This is a genomic window from Kushneria avicenniae (assembly GCF_900112585.1).
In the GTDB taxonomy this organism is placed as follows: Bacteria; Pseudomonadota; Gammaproteobacteria; order Pseudomonadales; family Halomonadaceae; genus Kushneria; species Kushneria avicenniae.
Genome location: NZ_FOLY01000008.1, coordinates 1 through 24,805, shown reverse-complemented (window position 1 = coordinate 24,805; position 24,805 = coordinate 1). Strand labels below are relative to the sequence as shown.

Here is a 24,805-nt window from a genome sequence, read left to right as displayed (position 1 = left end):
CTGACAGTACGCTGTCAGGCGCCTTTTTTTATAGCTGATTCTCACCGTGCGCCCCAGGGAACAAGCACCGGGCGCATCGACACTCGGAAGCGATCAGCATAAGGTTTTCACCAGACCCTGTGGCTGGCCTGCCGAATCGACAGCCCGGCACGGCCGCCCTCTTCTATCTCCCTTGATCAGGAAAACCCCATGACCGCTCTTGAGACCTGCCCCGACGCCGAGCAGCTGCGCCAGTGGCGCCGCGACTTTCATCGTCATCCCGAAATCGCCTTTGAAGAGCATCGCACCAGTGCGCGCATCGCCGAGCTGCTGCGTGAGGCCGGCATCGAGGTGCATACCGGGCTGGCCGGCACCGGGGTGATCGGCACGATCGAGGGCGCACGCGGCCCCGGACGCACCATCGGCCTGCGCGCCGATATCGACGCGCTCGCCATCGAAGAGGCCACCGAGCTGGAATGGGCCTCCCGCACGCCCGGTCGCATGCACGCCTGCGGTCACGATGGCCACACCACGATGCTGCTGGGGGCCGCCTGGGCGCTGGCGCGCAATCCCGACTTTGCCGGAAGGGTGCATGTCATCTTTCAGCCTGCCGAGGAAAACGAGGGCGGTGCCCGGGTGATGATCGAGGAGGGTCTTTTTGACCTGTTTCCGATGGACGCCGTGTACGGCCTGCACAACTGGCCCGGCATGGCGGTCGGCGAGGCGGCCGTTCACAGCGGCCCCTCCATGGCCGCCTTTGACGTTTTCACGCTGCGTCTGTCCGGCCGCGGCTGTCACGCCGCCATGCCGCACATGGGTGATGACGTGATTCTGGCAGGCTGCGAGCTGGTCACCCAGCTGCAGGGGCTGATCAGCCGCGAGCGGCCGGCGCATCAGCCGGCGGTGCTGAGCGTCACGCAGTTTCATGGCGGGGATGCCTTCAACGTCATGCCGGGGACGGTCGAGCTGCGCGGCACCCTGCGCTGCTTTGATCCGAAGCTTCGCGAGCATCTGGAAAAGCGTTTTCGCGAGGCGGTCCAGGCCAGCGCCGATTTTCACGGTCTCGAGGTCGAGCTGGACTATCAGTCGCGCTATCCGGCCACCATCAACGACGCCGAGCAGGCCCGACGCTGCGCTGAAGTGCTGGAGCACATGCCGGAGGTCCGGAAGGTGCACTACGATCTGCCGCCCTGCATGGCCTCGGAAGACTTTGCCTTCATGCTCGAGCAATGCCCGGGCGCCTACATCTGGATGGGCAACGGTGACAGCGCCGCCCTTCACAATCCGGGCTATGATTTCAACGACGACCTGTCGCCCATTGGCGTGGCCTGGTGGCAGGCGCTGGTCAGGCGTCTTTTGAACTGATCCTTTTCCGCTATCCCAGCACTCCCCTCAATCGCCGCAGTTGAGGCTTAAAAAAGGCCTTGATTGCGGCTTTGATCAGGTTCCACTGTTTCATAATCCAGATCAGTTTTTGATGGCGTCGACATGGCCTGCGCAATGGCTGCAGACGCCCCTTCCATTCTCTTCGCGATCGAATACCGCCATGGCAGACACACGCCCGTACACCGGCGCCGAGCTGACCAACAGCAACGCCCTCTATCGTCAGCTGGTACAGAAAATTACCGACTATGCCATCTACATGCTCGACCCGATGGGCGTCATTCTGAGCTGGAACGAGGGTGCCCAGGCCTTCAAGGGCTATCGCAGCGACGAGATCGTGGGGCAGCACTTCAGTCGTTTCTACACCCCCGAAGAGCGCGAGGCACAGCTGCCCATGAAGGGACTGTCGGCGGCCCGTCAACACGGTCGCCATGAGGCGGAGGGCTGGCGGCTTCGCAAGGACGGCAGCGCTTTCTGGGCAAGCGTGGTGATCGACCCCATCCTTGAGCAGGGCCAGCTGATCGGCTTTGCCAAGATCACCCGGGACATCACGCAGAAACGAGCGCAACAGCAGGAGATTCTCAAGGCCCGGGACGCCGCCGAGCGGCAGTCCCGCGAGCTGAGTGGACTCTATGCCTTTTTGCATACCGTCATTCACAACATTCCGACCCGGGTACTGGTCGAGGATAAGGCCGACGGCCGTATTCTGCTGTGTAATCACGACCTGCAAACGCATCAGACAGGCCCGCGAACGCTGCTCGCTCACCTGGCCACCGATGCCCTGCTGATGCGGATCAAGTCCGAGCTGTCTCATTTTTCCGAGGCGCCCTCGCGCGAGATCCGGCTCAAGCTGGAGACCCCCGAGGGCACCTGTCACCTGAAATGCCTGACCCTTGAGATCACGGACAACGGCGAGGCTACCGGCCAGCGTCTCTATCTGATCGATGACGTGACCAAGGAGCATACCGCCCAGGCCACCATTCGCCACATGGCCCATCATGACGCCCTGACCAACCTGCCCAACCGACTGCTGTTCGGAGAGCGTACCCAGGCGCTGCTGAAGGCGCCCGATGGCGGCATCGGGCGAGTAGGCATGCTGCTGCTGGACATGGACAACTTCAAGACCATCAACGATGTGCTGGGCCATCACGTCGGTGATGAGCTGCTGTGCCAGCTGGCCGCACGACTACGGCAGCACCTGCATCACGGCGAAACCCTGGCCCGCATCGGCGGTGACGAATTTGCGCTGCTGGTGCCCGAGGTTCACTCCGATATTGCGCTTTCCGATCTGGCCTACACCCTGGCCACCAGCGCGCGGGCGCCCTTTCAGCTCAGCGAACATCGGGTGCAGACCGGCATCAGCCTGGGCGGCGTGCGCGTCAGCCAGGAGATCGATAGCTTCGAGCAGCTGATGCGCTGCGCCGATCTCGCCCTTTATGAATCCAAGCGTCAGGGCAAGGGACGCTATACCACCTTTCGCCCCGAACTGGCGCAACTGGCGCGCGAACGCCTCGATCTTGAAAACGACCTTCGCAGCGCGCTGGCGCAAAAGGAACTTTTCCTGCTCTATCAGCCCATCTACGACATCAGCGGCACGCATCCCACCGGTTTCGAGGCCCTGATGCGCTGGCGCCATCCGGTTCGCGGCGTTGTGTCACCGCTTGAGTTCATCCCGATTGCCGAAAACAGCGGCGTCATCCTGGAGATTGGCGCCTGGGCGCTGGTCGAGGCCTGTCATGAAGCCAGCCGCTGGCCATCTGATCAGCGCATCTCGGTCAATCTGTCGCCGGCGCAGTTCGGCCGTCAGGCGCTGGTCGATGAAGTGGCCCACGCGCTGGAGGTCACGGGGCTTTTGCCCGCCCGGCTGGAGCTCGAGATTACCGAATCGACCCTGCTCGATGCCAGCCAGCGCAACATCGACATCCTGCATCAGCTCAAACGTCTGGGCGTGCGCATCGTGCTCGACGATTTCGGTACCGGCTACTCATCGCTGCACTACCTACGCGCCTTCCCATTTGACCGGCTCAAGATCGATCAGAGCTTTGTTCGCGAGATGTGCGACAGTCGAGAGGCACTGGCCATCGTGCGTGCCGTCACCAGCATGGGCAAAAGTCTCGACATGGAAGTGACGGCCGAAGGGGTCGAGCATCCTGAACAGATGGCCCTGCTTCGCAATGAAGGCTGTTCGCATCTGCAGGGCTTTCTGCTCGGTCGACCGGGCTGTGCTCAAGACATTCCCGGCCTGACCGTGATCAAGCCGACCGCGCAGACCTGAAGGGGCCGCGGTGGCGGCCCTGCTGATCCACCAGCCGACCGGCCACCTCGGCCAGCGGCGTCATCTGCTGACAGATCATCAACAGCTGGGTATAGACCAGCCGCCGGGCATCCTCCATCTCATCAAGGGGTTGCTCGAGCTGCTCGATCAGGGCTGACGGCGGCGGTGACAGCACCGACGGCGCCTCACGTCGGGACAGCGCCCCGGCGATGGTTGAAAGATGGCCGCTGATGGCCTCGAGCACGCTGTCGAGCTCCTGCATCTCCAGCCGCTCGCTGACGCTGCGGCGATGCGCGCCCAGCGCCGAGAGATGCCCCAGAATGCTGTGGGTAATCACCAGCAGACGATAGCCCTCGTCAGCATCGTGTCGATACTGCCCCGGCTCCTGCATGACGCTGGCCAGGCGCCCGGAGAGCGCGGCATCGGCGTTGTGGGCGTTGCGCCGTGCCAGCCGATAGTCCAGATCATCGCGCTTGCCGCCACGGTACTGATGCACGATCTCGCGAAAATAGGCCTCGCTGGCCGTCACTACCGACGCCGCCTCCCGATTGAGCCGCCGACCCTGCCAGTCCGGCAGGATCAACAGCACCGCCAGCGCCGCCAGTCCTGCCCCCAGCAGCGTATCGAACAGCCGCGGCCAGATCAGATCGAACCCGTCGCCGACCTGGTTGAAGCAGGCCAGCACCATCAGCGTGATGGCGGCCGTGGCCACCATGTAGTGGCGAATGCGGGCCGCGAAGAATAAAACGCCGGCCAGCACCGCAATCAGTGACTGCGCCGCATCCCAGGGAAAGAGCGTGATCAGCGCCCAGCCGGCCACCAGCCCCAGCACGGTGCCAATAATGCGCTGCTGCAGAAAGCGGTGGGTGGCGCCAAAGCTTGATCGGCATACGAACAGCGTGGTCAGAAGGATCCAGTAGCCCTGAGTGGGGTGAATCAGGCGCAGCAGCAGATAGCCCGCCACCAGCGCCGAGGAGAGCCGCAGGGCATGACGCAGGATCGGCGAGGACAAACGCAGATGTCCGCGCACCCGCTGCCAGCCATCCCTTATCCCGCTCGGCGAGCGGTCCAGCAGCTTGCGGTCATGCTCATCCAGCGCCAGATCGGGATTGTCGGCACGCGAAAGCTGACGCTCCAGCTCATCCAGATTGATGACCAGCGAGGTCAGCGAGCGCAGCAACCGATGGTTCTGATGGGCGTCCTCGCCGGGCGGATGGCTCTTGAGATACTCGAGCGAAGCGCGCAGGTCACCCAGGGCCTGTTCGCTGCCGCCATGATCGAATGACTGGCGCAGCAGCAGTGCCTGCCCCAGCGCCCGGCAGGAGCGACCCTGCTGATGCAACAGCCGCTGACAGCGAAACAGGACGTCACTGTGAAAGAAATGCTCGGCCAGCGCGTCGTAGTCGTAGTGGGTGGAGCTGGCGCGCTCGTGGATGTCCTGAGCAATCAGATAAAGGCGCAGATAGCGGTCGATGCGGGCACTGTTGTGCTGGCCCTGCAACCGCGAAAAGATCATCTCCTTGGCCTCGTTGAGCGCGCTGACCACGCGAGCGTTCTGTTGCGCCAGCGCCAGCCGGCGAGTGCTGCGATCCACGCCGCGCAGCGGTTCGAAAAGAGAGGCCTTGATGTCCAGATACGCCCCCAGCTCGCTCATCAGCGCCGCCAGGCTCTGGCGCACCGGCTGATGGGTAAACAGCGCCTGCCACGCAATCGACAGCGCTCCGTACCAGGCGGCGCCCGCCACCAGCAGCAGCGGCCCATGCCAGAGGTTTTCCGCCGGCACGCCGCCGCGTTGTTCGATATTGATCATGGTGTAGACCGACAGAATCAGTGTCGCCGTGGTGATGGTGGCGTAGCGCTGACCGATGGCGCCGAGCATGATCATCAAAAAGGTGGCCAGCCCCAGCCCGACGCCAAAAAGCCAAGGATGGGCAAAGGTCAGTTCCACGGCAAGCGATGCGATGGCAAAGCAGACCAGCGTGACCAGAAGCGCCCGCAGCCGGCCCTGCCAGCTGTCGTCGGTCTCGGCCAGAGCGCTGGCGATCACGCCCAGAAACAGCGGAATCATCTGTTCGATGTGACCGAAAAGCCAGCTCCAGAGCATCACGCCGGTCAGCGCGATGAACACGCGCAGGCTGTAGGCAAAGGCATCCAGCGCCCAGAGGCGGCGCAGTGAATGGGTCAGGCGATCAAGCATGGGCGCTGGCATCCACGGGTGACAGGAAAGCGGAGCGTATCGGGCGCTCGGCAACAGCGCGAACATAACAGAAAGGCGATGGGGACGACATCGCGGCCCGAGAGCAGGTCGCCCCGGGCAGGCGGATCGGGATCGCGCGTCAGAACATGACAACGCCGGCCTCGAAGGGCCGGCGACGTACAGGTACCTGAATCAAGTGTCTCGTGATTTACCAGCGATATTTCAGACTGCCGATGATGCTGCGTGACTCGCCGTAGTAGCACCAGTACTCACAACCACTGATGTACTCCTTGTCGGTCACATTGTTGGCATTCACCTGTACCGTCCAGTTCTGGTCGATATCGTAGCTGGCCATGGCGTCGTAGACGGTATAGGCCGCAACAGCCGTATCGCTGTATTGCGGCGAGTCCACGCTGGTGCCCATATAGCGGGCACCGGCGCCAAGTGTCAGCCCATCAAGCGCACCATGGTCAAAGCCATAATTGACCCACAGAGAGGCCTGATGGCGGGGCACAATACCGGCACGCAGGTCCTGCTGGGTATCACTGACATCAACGGTCACATCGGTATAGGTATAAGCGGCCTTGACCTGAAGCTCATCGGTGAGATAGCCCACGCCTTCCAGCTCAAAGCCGCGCGAGTGGCGCTCACCACCCTGATTGCTTGACGAGCCGCCGCTGGGATAAAGCGTATTGGTCTCCTTGAGATCGAACACTGCTGCCGTGGCATAACCATCCAGCCAGTCGGGTGCGTATTTGACCCCCAGCTCCCACTGCTTGCCCTCGCTGGAATCGTAGGCATTACCATCAAGGTCATTGCCAATATTAGGCGTGAACGATTCGCTATAGCTCAAATAAGGCGACAGCCCGTAATCGCCGAGATACATCACGCCACCGGTATACGACATCTGGCTATCGTCGTAGCCCTGATTATCGCCACCTTCCTGACGATTGGTGACTCGTGCATTGTCATGCCGCGCGCCGGCCATCAGAATCCAGCGGTCCTCCAAGCGCAGCTGGTCCTGAACGTAGAGCCCGTACTGCTCCTTGCCCAGATCAAAATTCGTCTTGTTTCCACGACTCCCGAAGTCAGCATCGCCGGGATTGAAGATATCAATGCTGCCATAGGGAAAGGCGTCGCGATTGGCATACTCGGCATCCAGGTTCTGGTAGTCAAAACCCAACAGCAGCGTGTTCTCGACCCCGTCGCCGTACCAGTTGCCGATCACCCGGTTGTCGATGGTCGTGGCATCATAGCTGCCGTCGCGGTCGGTCAATCCAAGCACGGCATTGCGGTCACCGTTCATGTAGGAGGGATAAGCCGTACGCAATAGAAGATCCAGCGTACTGAAACGGGCATTTTGCTCTACCCTCCAGGTGTCATTGAAACGATGTTCGAGCTCGTAGCCGATCGAGATCTGTCGATGCTCAAGACGATCGTTATCGTTGTCCCCCAGATCAGTGTCCCGATCGATTTTGCCAAATGGCGTGTCATTGACGGTGCCATACGGCAGATAAAAGACGTTGGCGGGCGTGCCGTGATCGCGCTGATAACTGGCCAGAAGCGTTAGTGTGGTGTCATCGGTGACATCCAGGGCCAGACTCGGGGCCAGATAGACCCGCTCGTTATCGGTGCCGCGCTGCTCCCAGTCCTGCTCACGAAACATGCCCACGAAGCGGTAGCGCACATCACCGCGCTCGGTCAGCGGTCCGGACGTGTCGATACCAATCTGTCGATGGCCCTTGTTGCCGCCCTGTATGTCGACAAGCCCTCGCGCCTCTTCGGTCGGGCGCTTGCTGATGGCATTCACGATGCCGCCGGGAGGCGCTTCGCCATATAAAATGGAGGCAGGACCCTTGAGAAACTCGACCCGCTCGAGGCCGAACGGCTCGGTTTTCCACCACAGGTAGCCGGCTTCCCGGAACAGTCTCAAACCGTCCTGATAGGTAGATTTCTCGCCGCTAAAACCGCGGAACAGAAACCAGTCTGCCTTGGCATCGTTGCCATAGGGTGCTGTTACCGCACCTGCGCGATAGTTCAGAGCCTGGTCATATTGTGTGACAGCGCGCTGCTCAAGTTCGTCGCTTTCCACGATTGATGCAGATCGCGGCGTTTCGAGCAGCGGCGTTGGAACTTTCAACGCCGTGCCGGTAACCACCATGGTCTCACCCTGCGCAACAGGTGCCTGTTCTGCAGCATAAGCCGCGCCGGTGACGACCACGCCGCTCGTGACGACACCCGTGACGATATGCCGGCGCAGTTTGCGTCCGAGCCCCTGTTCCCTTGTCATTGCCTTGACCCCTGAAATATGTGCCGCCCTGTCGGAGCGTTTTTTATTCTGCTCTCTACGTGAGCGCTGCATCGTTAATTTTGTGCATTTGAAAACGATTCGCATATGAAGCGCAACAGGCATTCACTTAACCAGACATAAAAAAACCATCCCGAAGGATGGTTTTTATCGGTAACAGGCGCTCTGAAGGGCTCAGTCGGTATGAAACAGATCGCGGGTATAGATCTTGTCCTTCACGTCCTCGAGTTCGGGCAGCATGCGGTTGGCGATAATCACGTCCGCCTCGGCCTTGAACGCTTCGAAATCCCTGATGACGCGGGAGTTGAAGAACTCCTCTTCTGCCAGGCTCGGCTCATAAACGATGACTTCAACGCCCTTGGCCTTGATGCGTTTCATGACACCCTGCATGGCGCTGGCGCGGAAGTTGTCGGAACCGCTTTTCATCACCAGACGATAGACGCCAACGACCTTCGGCTTCCGACGCAGAATGGCTTCGGCCACAAAATCCTTGCGGGTGCGGTTGGCATCCACGACCGCCTGGATCAGGTTGTTGGGCACGTTCTGATAGTTGGCCAGCAGCTGACGGGTATCCTTGGGCAGGCAGTAGCCGCCGTAGCCAAAGCTCGGGTTGTTGTAGTGATTGCCGATGCGCGGGTCGAGGCCTACCCCGTCAATGATCTGGCGGGCGTTGAGGCCGTGGGTCTCAGCGTAGGTGTCCAGCTCGTTGAAATACGCCACGCGCATGGCCAGGTACGTATTGGAGAAAAGCTTGATCGCCTCGGCTTCGGTACTGTCGACCAGCAGCGTGGGAATGTCCTGCTTGACCGCCCCGGCCTTCAGCATGTCGGCAAACTGCTCGGCACGCTCGGAGCGCTCGCCGACGATGATGCGCGACGGATGCAGGTTGTCATACAGCGCCTTGCCCTCGCGCAGAAACTCCGGCGAGAACATCAGATTCTGCGTGCCAAAGCGTTCGACCGCATCGCGCGTATAGCCCACCGGCACGGTGGACTTGATCACCATCACGGCGTCGGGATTGATCGCCATGACGTCATCAATGACCGATTCGACGCTTCTGGTGTTGAAGTAGTTGGTCTGGGGATCGTAGTCGGTGGGCGTCGCGATGATGACATACGCCGCATCGCGATAGGCCGCTTCCTTGTCCAGGGTGGCAGTAAAATTCAGCGCACGGTTGGCCAGAAAATCCGAGATCTCCGCATCCTCGATGGGCGACTGCCCCTGATTGAGGCGCTCGACCTTCTCCGGCACTATATCGACCGCCACCACTTCATGATGCTGCGCCAGCAGCATGGCGTTGGAAAGGCCCACATAGCCTGTGCCTGCAACTGCAATTTTCACTTGAACCGTCCTTTCATCAAAAATGTGCTTTACCGACCGTCACCGAACCACATGATTGCTCCGGTGAAAGCGCCCCGAGGGCTACGCCGTGATTGTTGCCGACCATCATACTTGACCCATCGTGAGAATGGCTTGGCACAAACGCTACTTTTCATCCCCATATAACGCCTGTCAAACAGCAGGGCCAGCGCAAGGCTGGCCCATGGTAACGCGCTTTCGTGCCCGCGATCAGTCAATACGGCTTACCATTCGGCAAAGCTGCCATCGCCGTGGCGCCAGATGGGGTTGCGCCAGCGGTGGCCGATGTCAGCCCGCTCGCGCACGTAATCCTCATTGACCTCGACACCCAGCCCCGGCCCCTGCGGGATCTTCACATAGCCGTCCTCAAAGACGAACACTTCCGGATTTTTGACGTAATCCAGCAGGTCATTGCCCTGGTTGTAGTGAATGCCCAGACTCTGCTCCTGAATGAAGGCGTTGTAGCAGTTGGCATCCAGCTGCAGGTTGGCCGCCAGTGCGATCGGCCCGAGCGGGCAGTGCAGGGCCAGCGCGGTGTCGTAGGCCTCGGCCATGTTGGCGATCTTGCGCGTCTCGGTGATGCCGCCGGAGTGGGACGGGTCGGGCTGGATGATGTCCACGTAGCCGCCGGTCAGAATCTGCTTGAAGTCCCAGCGCGAAAAGAGCCGCTCGCCCAGCGCAATCGGGATGTTGGACAGCGGCGCAATCTCCTTGAGCGCCTCGGCGTTTTCGCTGAGCACCGGCTCCTCGACAAACATCAGCCGATAGGGCTCCAGCTCTTTCATCAGCACCTTTGCCATCGGCTTGTGCACGCGACCGTGGAAGTCCACACCGATGCCGAAATTTGGACCGACCGCATCACGAATGGCCGCCACGTTGGCAATGACGCCATCGACCTTGTCGAAGGTGTCGATGAACTGCATCTCTTCACTGGCGTTCATCTTGATGGCCGTGAAGCCGCCGTCCATGCGCGCCTTCGCCATGCGCGCGGTATCGCCGGGACGGTCGCCGCCGATCCAGGAGTAGACACGAATACGATCGCGCACCGCACCGCCCAACAGCTCGTGAACCGGCACGCCCAGTACCTTGCCCTTGATGTCCCATAGCGCCTGATCAATGCCCGCCAGCGCGCTCATGTGAATGGCACCGCCGCGGTAGAAGCCGCCGCGATACATCACCGTCCAGTGGTCCTCGATGTGGCGCGGGTCCTTGCCGATCAGATAGTCGGAGAGCTCCTCCACCGCCGCTGCCACGGTGTGGGCGCGACCCTCGACCACCGGCTCGCCCCAGCCGACAAATCCCTCGTCGGTCTCGATTTTCAGAAAGCACCAGCGCGGCGGCACGATGAAGGTTTCCAGTCGGGTAATTTTCATGACAGGTCTCGGCAGTTCGTGTTCAGGGCAGTTCTCGTACAGAAGATCATTCGTATCGGCTCAGCGCTTGAGCGCCTGCCAGGCATCACGAAAGGTCCGGGCGTTGCGACCGACCTCTTCAGCGCTCATGCCGGGCTTGTAAAGCGCCGAGCCCAGCCCGAAACCGCCGGCACCGGCATCAACGAAGGCCTGCATGTTATCCGGCGTAATGCCGCCCACCGGCAGCAGCGCCACCTCAGGCGGCAGCACAGCGCGCCAGGCCTTGATCACCTTCGGCCCCAGCTGCTCGGCGGGAAACATCTTGAGCACATCGGCGCCGGCGTTGAGCGCGGCAAAGGCCTCGGTCGGTGTGGCCACGCCCGGGGCGCTGACCAGGCCTGCCGCCTTCGTGGACTGGATGACGCGCGGGTCGCCGTGGGGTGAGACGATCAGCTTGCCGCCGGCATGCGCCACGTCGCGCACCTGCTGAACGCTGGTGACCGTACCGGCGCCGATCAGACATTGATCCCCCAGCGCCCGGTCCAGCCGCACGATGCTCTCCAGCGGCTCGGGGGAGTTGAGCGGCACCTCCATGATGCGAAAGCCTGCGTCATAAAGGGCCTGACCGATGGGCTCGATCTCGTGTTGTGTCACGCCGCGCAGAATCGCAATGAGCGGTAGGGTCTGCAGGTGCTGATCCAGCATGGTCTGCTCCTTGGTAAGCGAAAGACGTCAAACCGGGTCGATCACACCGGCATGGCGGGCAATCGTCATCAACCCGCTGATGCTGGCGTCATGAATGGTCTGAACGTTGGTGTAGTCAAAATACGACAGCGCCCGGCTATAGCGCTGGCACAGGGCGTCATCGCCGATCAGCGCCAGCGACGGACGAGACGTGCCGCTCAGCGTGGCCGTTGCACTGCGGACCTCTTCACCGATCAGAAGCCCGGAGAGATAGGCCAGACTCGCCGCGGGCGAGAGTTCATCGGCCAGCACGCGACTGCGCACGCTGAAAAGCTGCCCGGAAAGTCCGGCGCTGCCGGCAGCACGGGCATTGGCAAGCCCCTCGTCGAAGGCTTCAAGGCTTGCCGCCTCGCTGGCATTTTCCTGACACTCGTGCGCCGGTCGGCCCAGAATTGAATGCTCGCGCAGCACGGCGTAGAGCTCGCCGGTCATGTGGGTGGTGAAGCCGACCAGACGTTCACGTTCGACCCGCGCCCACTTGCTGTGAGTGCCCGGCATGACCAGCAGCGAGTTCTGCGAAAGCGCTGGCTGGCGCGCCATGACGCCGATCAGCTGGGTTTCCTCGCCGCGCATGACGTTGGGCAGCGCGCCGGTCGCGGCATCGCTGTGCTGCATGACGCCCGGCACCAGGGCGAGCCGATCGATGCCGGTCTCGATCTCGATCAGCCCACTGGCGATGGCACCTGCGTCGGCGGGTGCTGCCACATAGGGCACCTCCTGCCAGCCACCGCGGCTGCCGATCATGCCGCAGGCCAGCGCCGGCAGGTCGGGGTGGGCGTGACGCCACTCGCCGACTACCGTCTGATAGGCCCGGGCAAAATCCCTCTCCGGCGTGTGCAGGATGCCCCAGGGCTCATGCCGGCTGTCCAGAATCTGTCCGTGGCCATCCAAAAGCCAGGCGCGCAGTGAAGAGGTGCCCCAGTCGAGCGCAATCAGGTGCGCAGAGGTGTCAGTCATGAAAGGCTCTCGCAGGTGAAGCTCGCAGGTGAAGAAAGGACCGTTCCGGGATGAAGGTCGGGCCGGGCGATCCGGCGGGATAACTGCACGGCAGCGTCGCGCACCCTGGGCGCCAGCTCGGTCAGGCGCGCATCCGACATCCAGGGCGTGGCGCTGGCAACGCTGATCGCCGCCACGATCACGCTCCGTTCGTCGCGCACCGGCGCGGCCACGCAGCGAATGCCGCGCTCGTTGTCCTCGAGATCCAGTACGACGCCCGTCTCTTGATAATCGAGCAGCCGCGCTCGATATTCAGGCCAGTCCGGCGGTACCAGTGCCGCAAGTCCGGCTACCGGCGCCTCGACCTGACGCGCCTGATGATCCACGGCCCGGATGTAGAGCCGCTGCCACTGCGGCTCCTCGAGATCAAGCATCAGTGCCCGTCCGACGCCGGTCAGTGCCAGCGGCAGACGCAGCCCGGGGCGCGAGCGCATCTCGAGTCCACGCGAACCGTCGATCTTGTCGAGATAAACCACGTGATCGCCGTCGCGAATCCCGAGATGCACGCTGTCACCGCAGTCGCGGGCCAGCGCCTCGATGACCGGACGCGCCAGCGCTGCCAGCGGCATCTGTTCACGAGCGAGGGCCCCCAGCGTTGCCAGCTTCAGGCCGAGCCGGTAGCCGTGGCGGCTCTGGCGCAGATAACCGGCGTGCACCAGCGCTGACACCAGCCGATGTGTGGTGCTGCGCGTGCACTGGATGCGCTCGCCGATGGCGGCAAGGTCATGATGGCCGTCGGCCACAGCATCGATGACCGCCAGCCCGCGCATCAGGGCCTGCGCGCCGGCCGGTCGGGAGGAAAGTGAATTGGTCATGACACTGAGTGTACGCCTGAATCGGCCATATCCCAACATGCAGGCATTTATCCCATATTATGGGAAAACGCTTTGGTTATACGAAAGTCGCTATCCTGTACCAGACTCAGAGTAGTCCCCACGCTGGATGACAACAGGAGAGGCGCATGCCGGAAACACTGATGCCCTGGTTGGCCCACCTTCCCCGCTGGACCCTTGCCGTGGCCGCCATCACGGCCGCCGTGATCCTGCACGGTCTTCTGAAATACCTGCACCTGCGGCTGCGCCGACTGGAGCACGGGCGCTGGCATCTACTCAATGTCGCAGCACTTGCCGTGCATCCGCCGCTGGTGGGTCTGGTGTGGTGGTACGGCGCGATGGTGGCGCTCTACTATCTGGTGCCCGGCGTGCTGGGCTGGCAGGCCACGATCATGACGCTGGCCAATGTGGTGGGCGTGTTTCTCGGCTTCTGGCTGTTCGTGCGGGTCTCGCGGCGCGTGATCGCGGTCATGGACCGCTGGTCGGATACCCGCCGGGGCTACTTCGAACGGTTTCTGGCGCCCTTTCTGGCCCGCGCCGCGGCGGCACTTTTTCCGATCTTTCTGCTCTTTTCGCTGTTTCCGCTGTTTGTCACCTCCGAGCGCTTTGATCTCGCCATTCACAACGTCACCAGCATGCTGCTGATTGGCAGCATCGCCGGCGTGCTGGTGCACGGGGTCAATATTGTCGAACGGGCGCTTCGCGAGCACTATCGCGTGGATGTGGCCGATAACCTGGCCGCCCGCAAGGTGCACACCCAGATCGCGGTGCTGCGCAAGATCATCAATTTCATCATTGTGCTGGTGGCGCTGGCCTCGATGCTGATGCTCTTTGACCGGGTGCGCCAGCTCGGCACCAGCATTCTGGCCTCGGCCGGCATCATGGGCGTGGTGCTGGGCTTTGCCGCCCAGAAGGTGTTCGGCAACCTGCTGGCCGGGGTGCAGATCGCCATGACCCAGCCGATCCAGCTTGATGACGCCGTGGTGGTTCAGGGCGAGTGGGGCTGGATCGAGGAGCTGACGCTGACCTACGTGGTGGTGCGGCTGTGGGACTGGCGCCGGCTGGTGCTGCCGATCAACTGGTTTCTCGACAACCCGTTCGAGAACTGGACGCGGCGCACCAACGACCTGATCGGCAGCGTCTTTTTATATGCCGATTTCTCATTGCCGCTGGATGCGCTGCAGGAAGAGGCCACCCGCATCGCGCAGAACTCGCCGCTGTGGAGCGGCGTGGTCTGCAAGGTGCAGCTTCTCGAGATGACCGAATACAACATGCAGCTGCGCGTGCTGGTCAGCGCCCGCGGCGGCGGCGATACCTTTGATCTGCGCTGCGAGATGCGAGAGGGGCTGATCCGCTTTATCGCCCGTGAATATCCGGACGCCTTTCCCCGCATGCGCGTGCTGATGCCCGACCGCAACAGCCTGCACGGCGAGCCGTCGCAGGAGGAGCACACCGCCCCTCTGGAGGAGACGACGCCCACCCAGACGCCGGAGGACGCCCCTGCAGAGCAGAGAACGCCCAACGGGCCGAGCCCCGGCTGACACGGCCGGCGCCCGGCGGTTCCAAACTCGATACGGCATCGGGCGTTACTGCCCGGCGCCGGCCATCAGATCAGCCTGGATCACCTCGATCCAGTAACCGTCCGGATCCTTCACGAAAACCACGTTTTTCATTTTGCCGTCATTGGCGCGCTTGATGAACTCGACGCCCATGTCCTCGAACCACGTCTCGGCACTTTCCAGATTGGGCACGTTGAAGCAGATGTGACCGTAACCCTGCGGGTCCGAGTTGCCGTTATGATAGGCAAATTCCGGATCGTCCTCGGTGCCCCAGTTGTGGGTCAGCTCCAGCAGTCCGCGCTGGCTGAAGGTCCAGACCGTACGCTCATCCGGGTCTTCCGGCACGCTGTCTTCCGGAGAAAGCTGGGTCAGGAAATAGAGCGTAAACTGCAGCTCGGGGAAGTCGAGCTTGCGCAGCAGACGCATGCCGAACACGTGGGTATAAAAGTGCAGGGCCCGCTCCGGGTCCTTGATGCGCACCATCGAGTGGTTAAGGGTAAAGCCTGCCGCCGCGGTCGGAATCTCCTCGGCCACGCCCGGAGCCTTCTCGGTAAAGGTCGTCATGCTGGTCTCCATTGATATAGTGCCTGCCAGTGTCGGCCATGCATGGATCACCTGTCACGAACGTGAAGATATTCAAGCGAAGGGAACCGGCAATGCTGCAGATTTATGGAAGATCGACCTCTTACAACGTACAAAAGGTGCTGTGGCTGGCGGACGAACTATCGCTTGATTATCAGCACATCCCCGCCGGCGGTGAGCATGGCGACCTGGACACTCCTGAATTTCTGGCCATGAATCCGGGTGGACGCATTCCGGTCATCGTGGATGGGACAACCAGCATCTGGGAAACCCACGCCATTCTTCGCTACCTGGCGGCGCAGTATGGCAACGATCATTTCCAGCGTGACACGCCGGCGGCACAGTCGTTGATCGATCGCTGGATCGACTGGTCCCTGTCAGAGCTTGAACCGGCCTTTTTTAGCGGCATCTTCTGGGGCTATTACCGCACACCCGAGATGCAACGTGATCAATCTGCCATTTCGAAAGCCTTGAAACGCTGCGAGCAGCTTTATCAGCGCCTTGATGATCAATTGAGCCAACAACCCTGGTTTAGCGGCAACACGCTGGGACTGGCCGATATTCCTGCCGGGACAACGCTGTATCGCTATTTCGAGATGGACGGTATTGAACGGCCCGATCTTCCCAGTGTCCGCCGCTGGTACCAGCAATTGCAGGCAAGACCCGCCTATCAACAGCAGGTCATGCGGCCATTTGGCGAATTAAAGGGCCGGCTGGCCTATTAGACATTGACCTTTTCATGATTCATGCCGGAGCCATGCCAGATACCAGCGCCAGCATCTCGCTCTGACTGCACTTGCGCTTCAGTATCATGTTCGTGGCGCTGGGCGTTCGGCTGGTCCTGACGCGAACGCCGGCTGTGGGGTAAAGTCCTTTCAAACATGGCGTCCTCCGGCGCCCGGGGCGCCGGAGGTTTCAGCAGCGTTTAGTCAAAGTAGCTGAACGTTTCGCCCTTCTTGATGTTCAGCAGCGTATCGTGGATCAGGCGGATGACGTTTTCGACGTCCTCGCGCTGCACCATCTCGACCGTGGTGTGCATGTAGCGCAGCGGCAGCGAGATCAGCGCCGAGGCCACACCGGTGTTGCTGTAGGCGAACGAATCGGTGTCGGTGCCGGTAGCGCGCGACTTGGCAACACGCTGGAAGGGAATGTTGCCCTTTTCGGCTACTTCCAGAATCCGCTCGCGCAGACGGTTCTGCACTGCCGGGGCCCAGGCGATCACGGGGCCGGCACCCATTTTATTGCTGCCTTCCTTCTTGGGATCGATCATCGGCGTGTGGGTGTCGTGGGTCACGTCAGTGACGATGGCGACGTCCGGACGGATGCGCTCAGCGATCATCTGCGCGCCGCGCAGGCCGACTTCTTCCTGCACCGAATTGACGATGTAGAGGCCGAAATCCAGCGTTTTGCCGCTCTCCTTGAGCAGGCGTGCCACTTCGGCAATCATGAATCCGCCCATGCGGTTATCCAGCGCGCGGCAGACAAATTTGTTGCCGTTGAGCACGCTGAAGGTGTCCGGATAGGTGATCACGCAGCCGACGTGCACGCCGAGCTTCTCGACTTCTTCCTTGTTGTCGCAGCCCACGTCGATAAAGATGTTGTCGGGCTTGGGCGCCTGCTCTTCGCTGCCGGGACTGCGGCGGGTATGAATGGCCGGCCAGCCGAAAACGCCTTCAACGATGCCGTTTTTCGTGTGGATATTGACCCGCTTGGAGGGCGCGATCTGATGGTCGCTGCCGCCGTTGCGGATCACGTAGAGCAGCCCGTCATCGGAGATGTAGTTCACATACCAGCTGATCTCGTCGGCGTGCCCCTCGATGACCACCTTGTAATCGGCCTCGGGGTTGATCACGCCAACCGCGGTGCCGTAGGTGTCGGTGAAGAACTCATCGACCCATGGGCGCAGATAGTCCATCCACAGCTTCTGGCCTTCCCACTCGTAGCCGGTGGGCGAGGCGTTATTGAGATAGCGTTCGAGAAAATCCAGCGACTGGTCGTTCAAAAGCGCGGTGTTGTCACTCATGGGGCATCCTGTTCATGCGGTGTTCAGGGATCGATCGATCCGTACGCCCTGACCATGGCGTGAATATGCCCGTGCGTCCAGTATCGAACACTCGGGCACCCGGTCTGGCTATTAGAACGCGTGATGCCGGCACCGCTTCTGCGGTGTCGGCATTCTGACGACAGGAAGGCGTAAAATGTCGCGGCGGGCCTCATTGAGTCTGACGGGTATATTTCCCCACCAGGCCCATGGCGTCATCATAAAGCTGCTGTCCGTCCATGCCGCGAGTCTTCATGTCGCCGATCCATTGCTGGACGGTCTTGTCGGCCGCGGCCTGCCATGGCTTTTGGTCCTTTTGGGCGATATAGATCATTTCAGCGTCATCGCGCGAAGCAACCGTCTCGATCACCTCCGCCTCGGCCTCATCCATCACCCGACCGATACGTTGCGCCTCCTGTAACCCCGAATTGTCATCGATGACTTTCTGAAGCGCCGGTGACAGCCGGTTGTAGGTCGCCTGATTCATGGCCAGTACCATCATGGCGGTGTACAGGCCACGGTCCCCCTGGCAACCTGAGCGGCAATCGCCTTGGAGGTCGGGGCGGTTCCCGACCGCTCAAGGTCGGTTAATTTCTTTTAATTAGTAATAATTTTAAGGTAAGGAGCAGGCAATGAAGTTCTTGAAAGTGGTTCTGGCAATGTTGACCCTGGCACTGGCATTGACGGCGTGCGGCGAAGACGACGGCGAGCAGTTTATCGGTAAATGGCAAGGCGTTAACAAAAGGGACAATACATTTACTTATACCATCGAGCGTGAGCGCGATACTTTTAATCTAGAGCGTCAAATGAACAATTTTGATCCTCGGATGTATAAAGCAACCGCAACTGACAAGAACACTCTGACTCGAGACGATGGTGATGTGCTGCTTTACAACGAAGAGAACGATACTATTAGCTCACGGGCTGACAATATAACTCTCTCCCGCATCGAATAACTTCCGTTACCCCCCCAACCCATCGCGCCCGTCAAGATGGGTTGGGGGAAGTTTTGCCGCATTCAGGTAACAAGGATTTAACAGTGAACAATCATGGCGGTTTTCAGAATTCCACGGATAATGATTGCTCTCGCGTTCGGAATAACTGCGTGCGGCCATCATGACGGCGAATCGTCTACCGGGCAGTGGAAAAGCGTTAATAGTAGAAACATGCATTTTAATTACACTATCCAGCGCAATGACGATGTTTTACCATCGAGCGCCGGATAAAAACCTATACCCCCGATATTTATAAAGCGACGATCGCTGACAGCCATACTCTGACACTTGAAGACGGTGATGAACTCCGATACGACAAAAAGAGTGACACCGTTTATGCCGTCACCGATGACGTAACGCTTTTGCGTATCTCAAATAAAAGGTGGTCATAGGTGGCGCAGCTCATCGTCGCCACCAAGGCAACGACATATACAGGGCAACTGCAGGTAATAAAGGGTCAGCTCGTTGATTCAAAATACCTTCATGCCCTTCCAGTAAAGGCTCAGGCCATTCATGAACCGCCAGTATCGATATACATCCAGTGTCAACATGATCAGCGGTCACGCGCCCATGCTTTCCAGCATTTCCCCGGCCCAGCGCTGGTTCTTTCACAGCATCATCCGGGCGATCATTGGCACCTGAACCCTAAAACGGGCGCGCCGACGGCCAGGCCGTCGGCGCCTGGAACGATCATCCCGTCACCAGATAGAGGCTGAGCGCCGGAAACAGGATCAGGAGCGTCAGACGCACAAGATCGGAGGCAATAAACGGCGCGACGCCCCGGAAGATTTCGCCCAGTCCCACGTGGGGCGCCATTGCCTTGATGACAAAGACATTCATGCCCACGGGCGGCGTAATCAGCCCCAGCTCGACGGTCAGCACCGTGACAATGCCGAACCAGATCGGATCGATGCCCACGGCCTGAATGATCGGATAGACCACCGGCACGGTGATCACCAGCATGGCAATCGAATCCATGAACATGCCGAGAATGAAATACATCGCCAGGATGCAGAGCAGTACGACTATCGGTGCCAGTTCGAGGCTATAGAGATAGTCCGAAATGGAAAACGAGAGACGCGACACCGTAATGAAGTAGCCCAGCGTCTCGGCCCCGACCAGCATGAAGAACACGACCGTGGAGAGCGCCAGCGTCTCCTGTAGCGCGCGCCATATGCCGGCGCCGCGCATGCCCTTGAACAGGGCGTAGAGCAGGGTCGCGAAGGCACCGACGCTGGCCCCTTCGGTGGGCGTGAAGATCCCGAAGTAGATGCCCAGAATGATCAGCAGAAAGACGGCAAAAAACGGCACCAGCCCGGTCAGCGAGGCCAGCTTCTGACCCCAGCCGGTCGGCTCGCCCGCCACGGCCAGCGTCGGCCGACACCGCATCACCACGGTAATGGTCAGGCAGTAGAACACCAGCCCCATCAGTCCCGGAATCAGCCCGGCCATGAACATGTCGCCCACCGATTGCTCGGTGAGGATGGCATAGATCAGTAGCGCAATACTGGGCGGAATCATGATGCCCAGTGTACCGCCCGCCGCCAGCGCCCCGGTGGCCAGGCCGCGGTGGTAGCCGTAGCGCTCCATTTCCGGCAGGGCCACGCGGGTCATGGTACTGGCCGTGGCCAGCGACGACCCCGAGATCGCCGAGAAGATACCGCAGGAACCGATCGCCGCGATTGCCAGCCCGCCCTTCCAGCCACCGCAAACGGTACGCGTTGACTCAAACAGCTTGCCGGCCATGCCCGAGTGCGCGGCCAGCACCCCCATCAGGATGAACATGGGCACGGCGCTGAAGCTATAGTTGGTCAGCACTTCCACGGGTACGGAGCGCGCCATCGACAGTGCCGCACTCCAGTTGATGACCTGGGCAAAGCCCCCCACACCGACCATCAGCATGGTCAGCGCCACCGGTACCCGAAGCACCATCAGCACCAGCAACAGGCCAAGGCCCAGCGCACCAATCATTTCACTGGCCATGTCAGAGCTCCTCGACCGATGCCACGCGGTAATTGAACCACAGCCCCAGCACCGCAAAGATCAGGCTGCGCATTCCCAGCAGCAGGCTCAGGATGGCGGCCACGCCATAAATGGGGGCCATGGGAAGCCGTAGATCCTGGGTAACCTCGCCGTGTCCGGCGGCACTGGTTGCCGATGCCCAGAGCCCCAGGGCCACCATTCCTCCCAGCACCGCAAACCCCAGCAGATAAAAGCCGTTGAGCCGGGTCTTGAGGGTATCGTTGAGGCGATGGCTGAACGCCTCGACCACCACCTGGCCCTTCTCGACATTGGCGGCCATGGCAGCCAGCAGGGCGAACAGCAACAGATAGCTGACCAGTTCGACACTGCCGGTCACTCGCAGCGTGATCGCCCCTTCGCTGAGACGATACAGATAGCGCAGCGTGACATCGGCCACGGTCACCACCAGCATTCCCGCCAGCGCCACACCCGCGACGAGCCTGCTCAACAATTCCAGCCAGCGACCGACACGAATCAGCCCCTCCTGCATGACGATCTCCCCGGGTCAGACATGAAAGATTTCTGACGTGAACGCGATCGTTCAGGACGTTTCTGCTGCGCAGTCCTGTTTGGCCGCCAGCGCGGCCTGATAAACCTCACGGGCCTGATCAAGCCCTCGCGACTCGAGACCGCTCAGATAATTTTCGATGCCCTGTTTCAGTGGCGACTGCCAGTCGGGATTGTCCAGCGGATGATCGATCACCCGAATGGTATCCCCAGCTGCTTCGGCCTCCTGTCGGCCGGCAGTATCCAGACCGGCAAAGACCTCACCGGCATTTCTGGCCCAGGCCATACCGCTATTGGCATCGATGGCAGCCTGCTGCTCGGGCGACAGGCGCTCCCAGGTGTTCTTGTTCATGGTGGCCACAAACACCAGCGTGTAGAACGGCACCTGTGTGTGGTAATGGGCCAGCTCATTGAGGCGAAAAACCTTCATGCCCTCCCAGGGAAAGCTCAGGCCGTCCAGCACACCACGCTGCATGGCGGTATAGATGTCCGGTGCCGGCATGCCGATCGGACGTGCGCCCATGCCTTCCAGCAGACCGCCGGCTACCGCCGTCGGACGCCGAATACGCAGTCCCTGAAGATCGGCCGGCGTCTGCACGTCCGTTTCACGGGTATGGATATAGCCCGGCCCGGTCGTGAACATGAACAGAACGTGTGTGTCCCTGTACTCATCTCCAAAGTGACCGTCGTCATAAAGCGTCTGCATGATGCAGGCGCCTTCCGGCGCCGATTCGGCCACGCCCGGCAGCTCCACGATCTGCGACAGCGGGAAACGCCCGGCCGTGTAGCCCTGAGCGGTGACGCCGATGTCGGTAATGCCCTTGACGGTGGCGTCATAGGTGTCATCGGCCTTGCTCAGCGTCTGGGAAGGGAAGTTCTGTACCCGCAGTTCGCCGTTGGACGCCTCTTCGACACGTTGTGCCCACGCCTCGAAGATCTGCTGGTTGATCGCGGAAGGGCCGGGCCAGAAATGCGACATCCGCAGCGTCGTGGCAGCCTGACTGGCACCGGCGGTCAAAAGAGCCGCCGCAGCGGTCAGCACACAGATTCTGGAGCGAATGTTCATGATGTTGTGACCTCGCAGGCGCGCGCAGTGTGCCGATGATCGGCCACTGCTTTTTTGTTCGCGATAAGTACAAAAGTTCGTCTTTTGAAACAACATAAACCAACCGCACCCGCCGATAAAACCGACTTTAGTGGAGCGATTCACGGCGTCGGGGCATCGGGCAACGCCGGGATGGCGCCTGTCGGCACGGATTACTCCAGTGACTCGTAGGGCAGTCCCACATAGTTCTCGGCAATGGTGGCAAGTCCGGCCCGGGACCCGGTGCAGTAATCGAGCTCCGCCTGCTGAAGGCGCCTGTCAAAGTCATCATCATCGGAAAAGCGGTGCAGGTTGGCGGTCATCCACCAGGAAAAGCGCTCGGCCTTCCAGACACGCCGCAGGCAGGTTTCGGAGTAGCGCTCGATGAGATCGGTGCGCCCTTCCTGATAGACCCCGGTCAGCAAGCGATAAAGCGTGTGGACATCGCTGGCAGCCAGGTTCAACCCCTTGGCACCAGTGGGTGGGACAATGTGCGCGGCATCGCCGGCCAGAAAAAGACGGCCATACTGCATGGGCTCGACCACAAAGCTGCGCAGCGGCGCGATGCTCTTTTCAATCGAAGGGCCGGTGACCAGTGCCTGAGCAATATCTTCCGGCAGTCTCGCCGCGAGCTCCGTCCAGAAGCGATCATCGGACCAGGCCTCGACGGTCTCTGTCGCCGGGACCTGCAAATAGTAGCGACTGCGCGTTCTGGAGCGCATGCTGCACAGGGCGAAGCCACGCGCATGGCTGGCATAGATCAGCTCTTCATGGACCGGCGGCGTCTCGGAGAGCATGCCCAGCCAGCCAAACGGATAGACCCGCTCGAACGTTTTGAGCCGGTCCTCGGGGATCGAGCGGCGCGACATACCGTGGTAGCCATCACAGCCGGCCACATAGTCGCACTCAAGCTGACAGCGCTCCCCGTCCTTCTCGAAGGTGACCCGGGGCCGTTCGGTGTCGAGATCATGCAGCGCGACGTTATCGGCCTCATAAAGGGTGGTCGCGCCGGCGGCTTCCCTCGCGGCCATCAGATCGCGGGTCACTTCGGTCTGACCATAGATCATCACCGTCCTGCCACCGGTCAGCCCGGCGAGATCGACACGCACACGGCGCTGATCAAGGGCCAGCTCGAAACCGTCATGGACGATGCCCTCCTGCTGCATACGCTGATCCACGCCGGCCTCGCGCAGCAGATCCACCATCCCCTGCTCCAGCACGCCGGCCCGGATGCGTCCCAGAACGTAGTCCCCCGATCGTCGCTCGACGATGACATTGTCGATGCCCTGGCGGTGCAGTAACTGTCCCAGCAGCAGACCGGCAGGGCCCGCCCCGATAATGGCCACTTTTGTACGCATCACGAACTTCCGTTTCAAAAATGATGCCTACATTCTCTGCCTCGCAGCCGACGCCGTATAAGGCACAAATGGACGACGAAATGACAATATCCATGGATTGGGCGGTGACTTTAGTCTGGCAGGACACTCCTGCCCGGAAGATTGGCGATGACGATAGCGCAGACAGTGCCCGTCTTTCGTTTGTACGGAGAGACCCACGACTGGCCCACGCCGGATCTCCTGCACTGCGAAACCATTGCCGAACGCAGCCGGCCCAATGGCTGGCGAATCAAGCCCCATCGTCATACCGACCTGATGCATCTGCTGTTGCTGACGGCAGGGAGCGGCAGTGCCCGTCTGGGGGATCTTGCCTATCGGCTGACACCACCGACCCTGATCTGCGTGCCGGATTCGATATCCCATGACTTTCACTTTTCACCGGACACCGAGGGTCATATCGTCACTCTCGCCCGCCCGCTGGTGGAATATCTTCAGCAACACCTGCCCCAGGCGCAGGTGCTGCAACGCGCCGAGCATTACCCACTAACAGACCGTGCCGAACAGGCCCCTCTGACCGCGCTGATCGAGCAATTGCATATCGAATATCGACACACGCCGATGGGCCAGCAAGAAGGGCGCGAGGCGATGCTCAACGCGTTTATCGAGGCAATCGTGCTTCAGCTGTGGCGACGCGCCCGATGGCAACCGCCCCCCCGTCGCTCGATATCGCTGCGAGGCGAACAGCACCTGCAGCGCTACCAGGCTCTGATTGAAATCTGTTTTCGCGACCAGCCCACCGTGCCACAGCTGGCCGCCGACATCGGCATCAGCAGTACCCACCTCAATGACATCTGCCGCCTGCTGGCCGGACGTAGTGCCCTGCAGCTGCTGCATGAACGGTTGCTGCTCGAAGCCCGTCGTCAGCTGACCTATACCCGCCACAGCGTGGCCACCATCAGCGAGCAGCTGGGGTTTTCCGAGCCCGGCTATTTCACGCGCTTTTTCAAGCGTCACACCGGCGAGACGCCGCGCGCCTTTCGACAGCGTTTGGCCTGATGTTCGACATACCATTCCGGATGCCGTCTTTTATACGACATGTGTTAAATTAGCGCATTCGTGATGAAGCGGCAGGGTGCAGCAGGATGTCAGATTCGCTACTGAACAGTGTGCTGGAACAGTTCGACATAACACTTTCGCAGTCACAGCGCCTGCTGCGGCTGGAACTGCCCGGCGCCGCGCTGCTGCCCCACCG

At 61.0% G+C, this 24,805-nt stretch carries 20 protein-coding genes; 6 read left to right on the top strand and 14 right to left on the bottom strand.

All coding sequences use genetic code 11. The annotated features are described in order from the left end of the window. Positions 1-189: 189 nt before the first annotated feature. Both BM079_RS15415 and BM079_RS15410 read left to right on the top strand, forming a co-directional pair. Entirely contained in the window at positions 190-1,344 is a 1,155-nt protein-coding gene (locus BM079_RS15415; protein WP_090135901.1) for a M20 aminoacylase family protein, read from the top strand. 181 nt (positions 1,345-1,525) lie between these two features. Further along, positions 1,526-3,637, top strand: coding sequence for a sensor domain-containing protein (locus BM079_RS15410; RefSeq protein WP_090135899.1), 2,112 nt, complete (start codon positions 1,526-1,528; stop codon positions 3,635-3,637). On the opposite strand, the gene yccS is transcribed toward BM079_RS15410, so the two are convergent. The 7 genes from yccS to BM079_RS15375 form a co-directional block, all read right to left on the bottom strand. After that, the gene (gene yccS / locus BM079_RS15405; protein ID WP_090135897.1) at positions 3,615-5,834 is read right to left on the bottom strand and encodes a YccS family putative transporter; all 2,220 of its coding nucleotides are present in this window, start codon (positions 5,832-5,834) and stop codon (positions 3,615-3,617) included. The genes BM079_RS15410 and yccS overlap by 23 nt on opposite strands. A gap of 208 nt (positions 5,835-6,042) precedes the next feature. Further along, positions 6,043-8,124 (bottom strand): TonB-dependent siderophore receptor, encoded by a 2,082-nt coding sequence (locus tag BM079_RS15400; protein WP_090135895.1) that lies wholly within the window; start codon positions 8,122-8,124, stop codon positions 6,043-6,045. A 192-nt stretch (positions 8,125-8,316) separates the two neighbouring features. Continuing rightward, a complete protein-coding gene (locus tag BM079_RS15395) occupies positions 8,317-9,483 on the bottom strand; it encodes a nucleotide sugar dehydrogenase (RefSeq protein ID WP_090135893.1) in 1,167 nt (388 codons plus the stop codon). A 242-nt stretch (positions 9,484-9,725) separates the two neighbouring features. After that, entirely contained in the window at positions 9,726-10,874 is a 1,149-nt protein-coding gene (gene dgoD / locus BM079_RS15390; protein WP_090135891.1) for a galactonate dehydratase, read from the bottom strand. A 60-nt stretch (positions 10,875-10,934) separates the two neighbouring features. Next, on the bottom strand, positions 10,935-11,558 hold the full coding sequence (locus BM079_RS15385; RefSeq protein WP_090135889.1) for a 2-dehydro-3-deoxy-6-phosphogalactonate aldolase: 624 nt from the start codon (positions 11,556-11,558) through the stop codon (positions 10,935-10,937). Between the two features lie 27 nt (positions 11,559-11,585). Further along, a complete protein-coding gene (locus BM079_RS15380) occupies positions 11,586-12,554 on the bottom strand; it encodes a 2-dehydro-3-deoxygalactonokinase (RefSeq protein ID WP_090135886.1) in 969 nt (322 codons plus the stop codon). Next, positions 12,551-13,408, bottom strand: a complete 858-nt coding sequence (locus BM079_RS15375; protein WP_090135884.1) for an IclR family transcriptional regulator — start codon at positions 13,406-13,408, stop codon at positions 12,551-12,553. The genes BM079_RS15380 and BM079_RS15375 overlap by 4 nt, the downstream gene beginning before the upstream one ends. A 146-nt stretch (positions 13,409-13,554) precedes the next feature. Here BM079_RS15375 and BM079_RS15370 point away from each other — a divergent pair, with 146 nt between their 5' ends. After that, on the top strand, positions 13,555-14,967 hold the full coding sequence (locus BM079_RS15370; protein WP_090135882.1) for a mechanosensitive ion channel family protein: 1,413 nt from the start codon (positions 13,555-13,557) through the stop codon (positions 14,965-14,967). A gap of 45 nt (positions 14,968-15,012) precedes the next feature. Here BM079_RS15370 and gloA read toward each other — a convergent pair whose 3' ends face one another. Then, the gene (gene gloA / locus BM079_RS15365; RefSeq protein WP_090136000.1) at positions 15,013-15,549 is read right to left on the bottom strand and encodes a lactoylglutathione lyase; all 537 of its coding nucleotides are present in this window, start codon (positions 15,547-15,549) and stop codon (positions 15,013-15,015) included. A gap of 92 nt (positions 15,550-15,641) precedes the next feature. Between gloA and BM079_RS15360 the strand changes: the two genes are divergently transcribed. Further along, positions 15,642-16,292 carry a glutathione S-transferase family protein gene (locus tag BM079_RS15360; protein ID WP_090135880.1) on the top strand — a complete coding sequence of 217 codons (651 nt, stop codon included), beginning with the start codon at positions 15,642-15,644 and terminating at the stop codon, positions 16,290-16,292. A gap of 200 nt (positions 16,293-16,492) precedes the next feature. Here the strand turns inward: BM079_RS15360 and BM079_RS15355 are convergent, their stop codons facing one another. Together BM079_RS15355 and BM079_RS15350 are read right to left on the bottom strand one after the other, a co-directional pair. Then, positions 16,493-17,590 (bottom strand): M42 family metallopeptidase, encoded by a 1,098-nt coding sequence (locus BM079_RS15355; RefSeq protein ID WP_090135878.1) that lies wholly within the window; start codon positions 17,588-17,590, stop codon positions 16,493-16,495. 190 nt (positions 17,591-17,780) lie between these two features. Continuing rightward, positions 17,781-18,095 (bottom strand): type 2 periplasmic-binding domain-containing protein, encoded by a 315-nt coding sequence (locus tag BM079_RS15350; protein ID WP_245743193.1) that lies wholly within the window; start codon positions 18,093-18,095, stop codon positions 17,781-17,783. Positions 18,096-18,240: 145 nt separating this feature from the next. On the opposite strand from BM079_RS15350, the gene BM079_RS15345 reads away from it, so the two are divergent. Continuing rightward, complete coding sequence (locus tag BM079_RS15345; RefSeq protein ID WP_090135874.1) at positions 18,241-18,564, top strand: hypothetical protein; 324 nt, start codon at positions 18,241-18,243, stop codon at positions 18,562-18,564. 729 nt (positions 18,565-19,293) lie between these two features. Here the strand turns inward: BM079_RS15345 and BM079_RS15340 are convergent. The 4 genes from BM079_RS15340 to pobA all read right to left on the bottom strand — a co-directional run bounded on the left by BM079_RS15340 (position 19,294) and on the right by pobA (position 23,574). Further along, positions 19,294-20,586, bottom strand: a complete 1,293-nt coding sequence (locus tag BM079_RS15340; RefSeq protein WP_090135872.1) for a TRAP transporter large permease — start codon at positions 20,584-20,586, stop codon at positions 19,294-19,296. A 1-nt stretch (position 20,587) separates the two neighbouring features. Further along, entirely contained in the window at positions 20,588-21,115 is a 528-nt protein-coding gene (locus BM079_RS15335) for a TRAP transporter small permease (protein ID WP_090135870.1), read from the bottom strand. Between the two features lie 51 nt (positions 21,116-21,166). Next, complete coding sequence (locus BM079_RS15330) at positions 21,167-22,198, bottom strand: TRAP transporter substrate-binding protein (protein WP_090135867.1); 1,032 nt, start codon at positions 22,196-22,198, stop codon at positions 21,167-21,169. A gap of 191 nt (positions 22,199-22,389) precedes the next feature. Continuing rightward, positions 22,390-23,574 carry a 4-hydroxybenzoate 3-monooxygenase gene (gene pobA, locus BM079_RS15325; RefSeq protein ID WP_090135865.1) on the bottom strand — a complete coding sequence of 395 codons (1,185 nt, stop codon included), beginning with the start codon at positions 23,572-23,574 and terminating at the stop codon, positions 22,390-22,392. 147 nt (positions 23,575-23,721) lie between these two features. On the opposite strand from pobA, the gene BM079_RS15320 reads away from it, so the two are divergent. Further along, positions 23,722-24,609 (top strand): helix-turn-helix domain-containing protein, encoded by an 888-nt coding sequence (locus BM079_RS15320; RefSeq protein ID WP_090135862.1) that lies wholly within the window; start codon positions 23,722-23,724, stop codon positions 24,607-24,609. The last annotated feature ends 196 nt before the right edge of the window (positions 24,610-24,805 follow it).

Bases quoted from the DNA above. Each gene is read 5' to 3' on its own strand.
- BM079_RS15415 (WP_090135901.1), top strand. From the start codon at position 190: ATGACCGCTCTTGAGACCTGCCCCGACGCCGAGCAGCTGCGCCAGTGG.
- BM079_RS15410 (WP_090135899.1), top strand. From the start codon at position 1,526: ATGGCAGACACACGCCCGTACACCGGCGCCGAGCTGACCAACAGCAAC.
- yccS (WP_090135897.1), bottom strand. From the start codon at position 5,834: ATGCTTGATCGCCTGACCCATTCACTGCGCCGCCTCTGGGCGCTGGAT.
- BM079_RS15400 (WP_090135895.1), bottom strand. From the start codon at position 8,124: ATGACAAGGGAACAGGGGCTCGGACGCAAACTGCGCCGGCATATCGTC.
- dgoD (WP_090135891.1), bottom strand. From the start codon at position 10,874: ATGAAAATTACCCGACTGGAAACCTTCATCGTGCCGCCGCGCTGGTGC.
- BM079_RS15385 (WP_090135889.1), bottom strand. From the start codon at position 11,558: ATGCTGGATCAGCACCTGCAGACCCTACCGCTCATTGCGATTCTGCGC.
- BM079_RS15380 (WP_090135886.1), bottom strand. From the start codon at position 12,554: ATGACTGACACCTCTGCGCACCTGATTGCGCTCGACTGGGGCACCTCT.
- BM079_RS15375 (WP_090135884.1), bottom strand. From the start codon at position 13,408: ATGACCAATTCACTTTCCTCCCGACCGGCCGGCGCGCAGGCCCTGATG.
- BM079_RS15370 (WP_090135882.1), top strand. From the start codon at position 13,555: ATGCCGGAAACACTGATGCCCTGGTTGGCCCACCTTCCCCGCTGGACC.
- gloA (WP_090136000.1), bottom strand. From the start codon at position 15,549: ATGACGACCTTTACCGAGAAGGCTCCGGGCGTGGCCGAGGAGATTCCG.
- BM079_RS15360 (WP_090135880.1), top strand. From the start codon at position 15,642: ATGCTGCAGATTTATGGAAGATCGACCTCTTACAACGTACAAAAGGTG.
- BM079_RS15355 (WP_090135878.1), bottom strand. From the start codon at position 17,590: ATGAGTGACAACACCGCGCTTTTGAACGACCAGTCGCTGGATTTTCTC.
- BM079_RS15350 (WP_245743193.1), bottom strand. From the start codon at position 18,095: ATGAATCAGGCGACCTACAACCGGCTGTCACCGGCGCTTCAGAAAGTC.
- BM079_RS15345 (WP_090135874.1), top strand. From the start codon at position 18,241: ATGAAGTTCTTGAAAGTGGTTCTGGCAATGTTGACCCTGGCACTGGCA.
- BM079_RS15340 (WP_090135872.1), bottom strand. From the start codon at position 20,586: ATGGCCAGTGAAATGATTGGTGCGCTGGGCCTTGGCCTGTTGCTGGTG.
- BM079_RS15335 (WP_090135870.1), bottom strand. From the start codon at position 21,115: ATGCAGGAGGGGCTGATTCGTGTCGGTCGCTGGCTGGAATTGTTGAGC.
- BM079_RS15330 (WP_090135867.1), bottom strand. From the start codon at position 22,198: ATGAACATTCGCTCCAGAATCTGTGTGCTGACCGCTGCGGCGGCTCTT.
- pobA (WP_090135865.1), bottom strand. From the start codon at position 23,574: ATGCGTACAAAAGTGGCCATTATCGGGGCGGGCCCTGCCGGTCTGCTG.
- BM079_RS15320 (WP_090135862.1), top strand. From the start codon at position 23,722: ATGACGATAGCGCAGACAGTGCCCGTCTTTCGTTTGTACGGAGAGACC.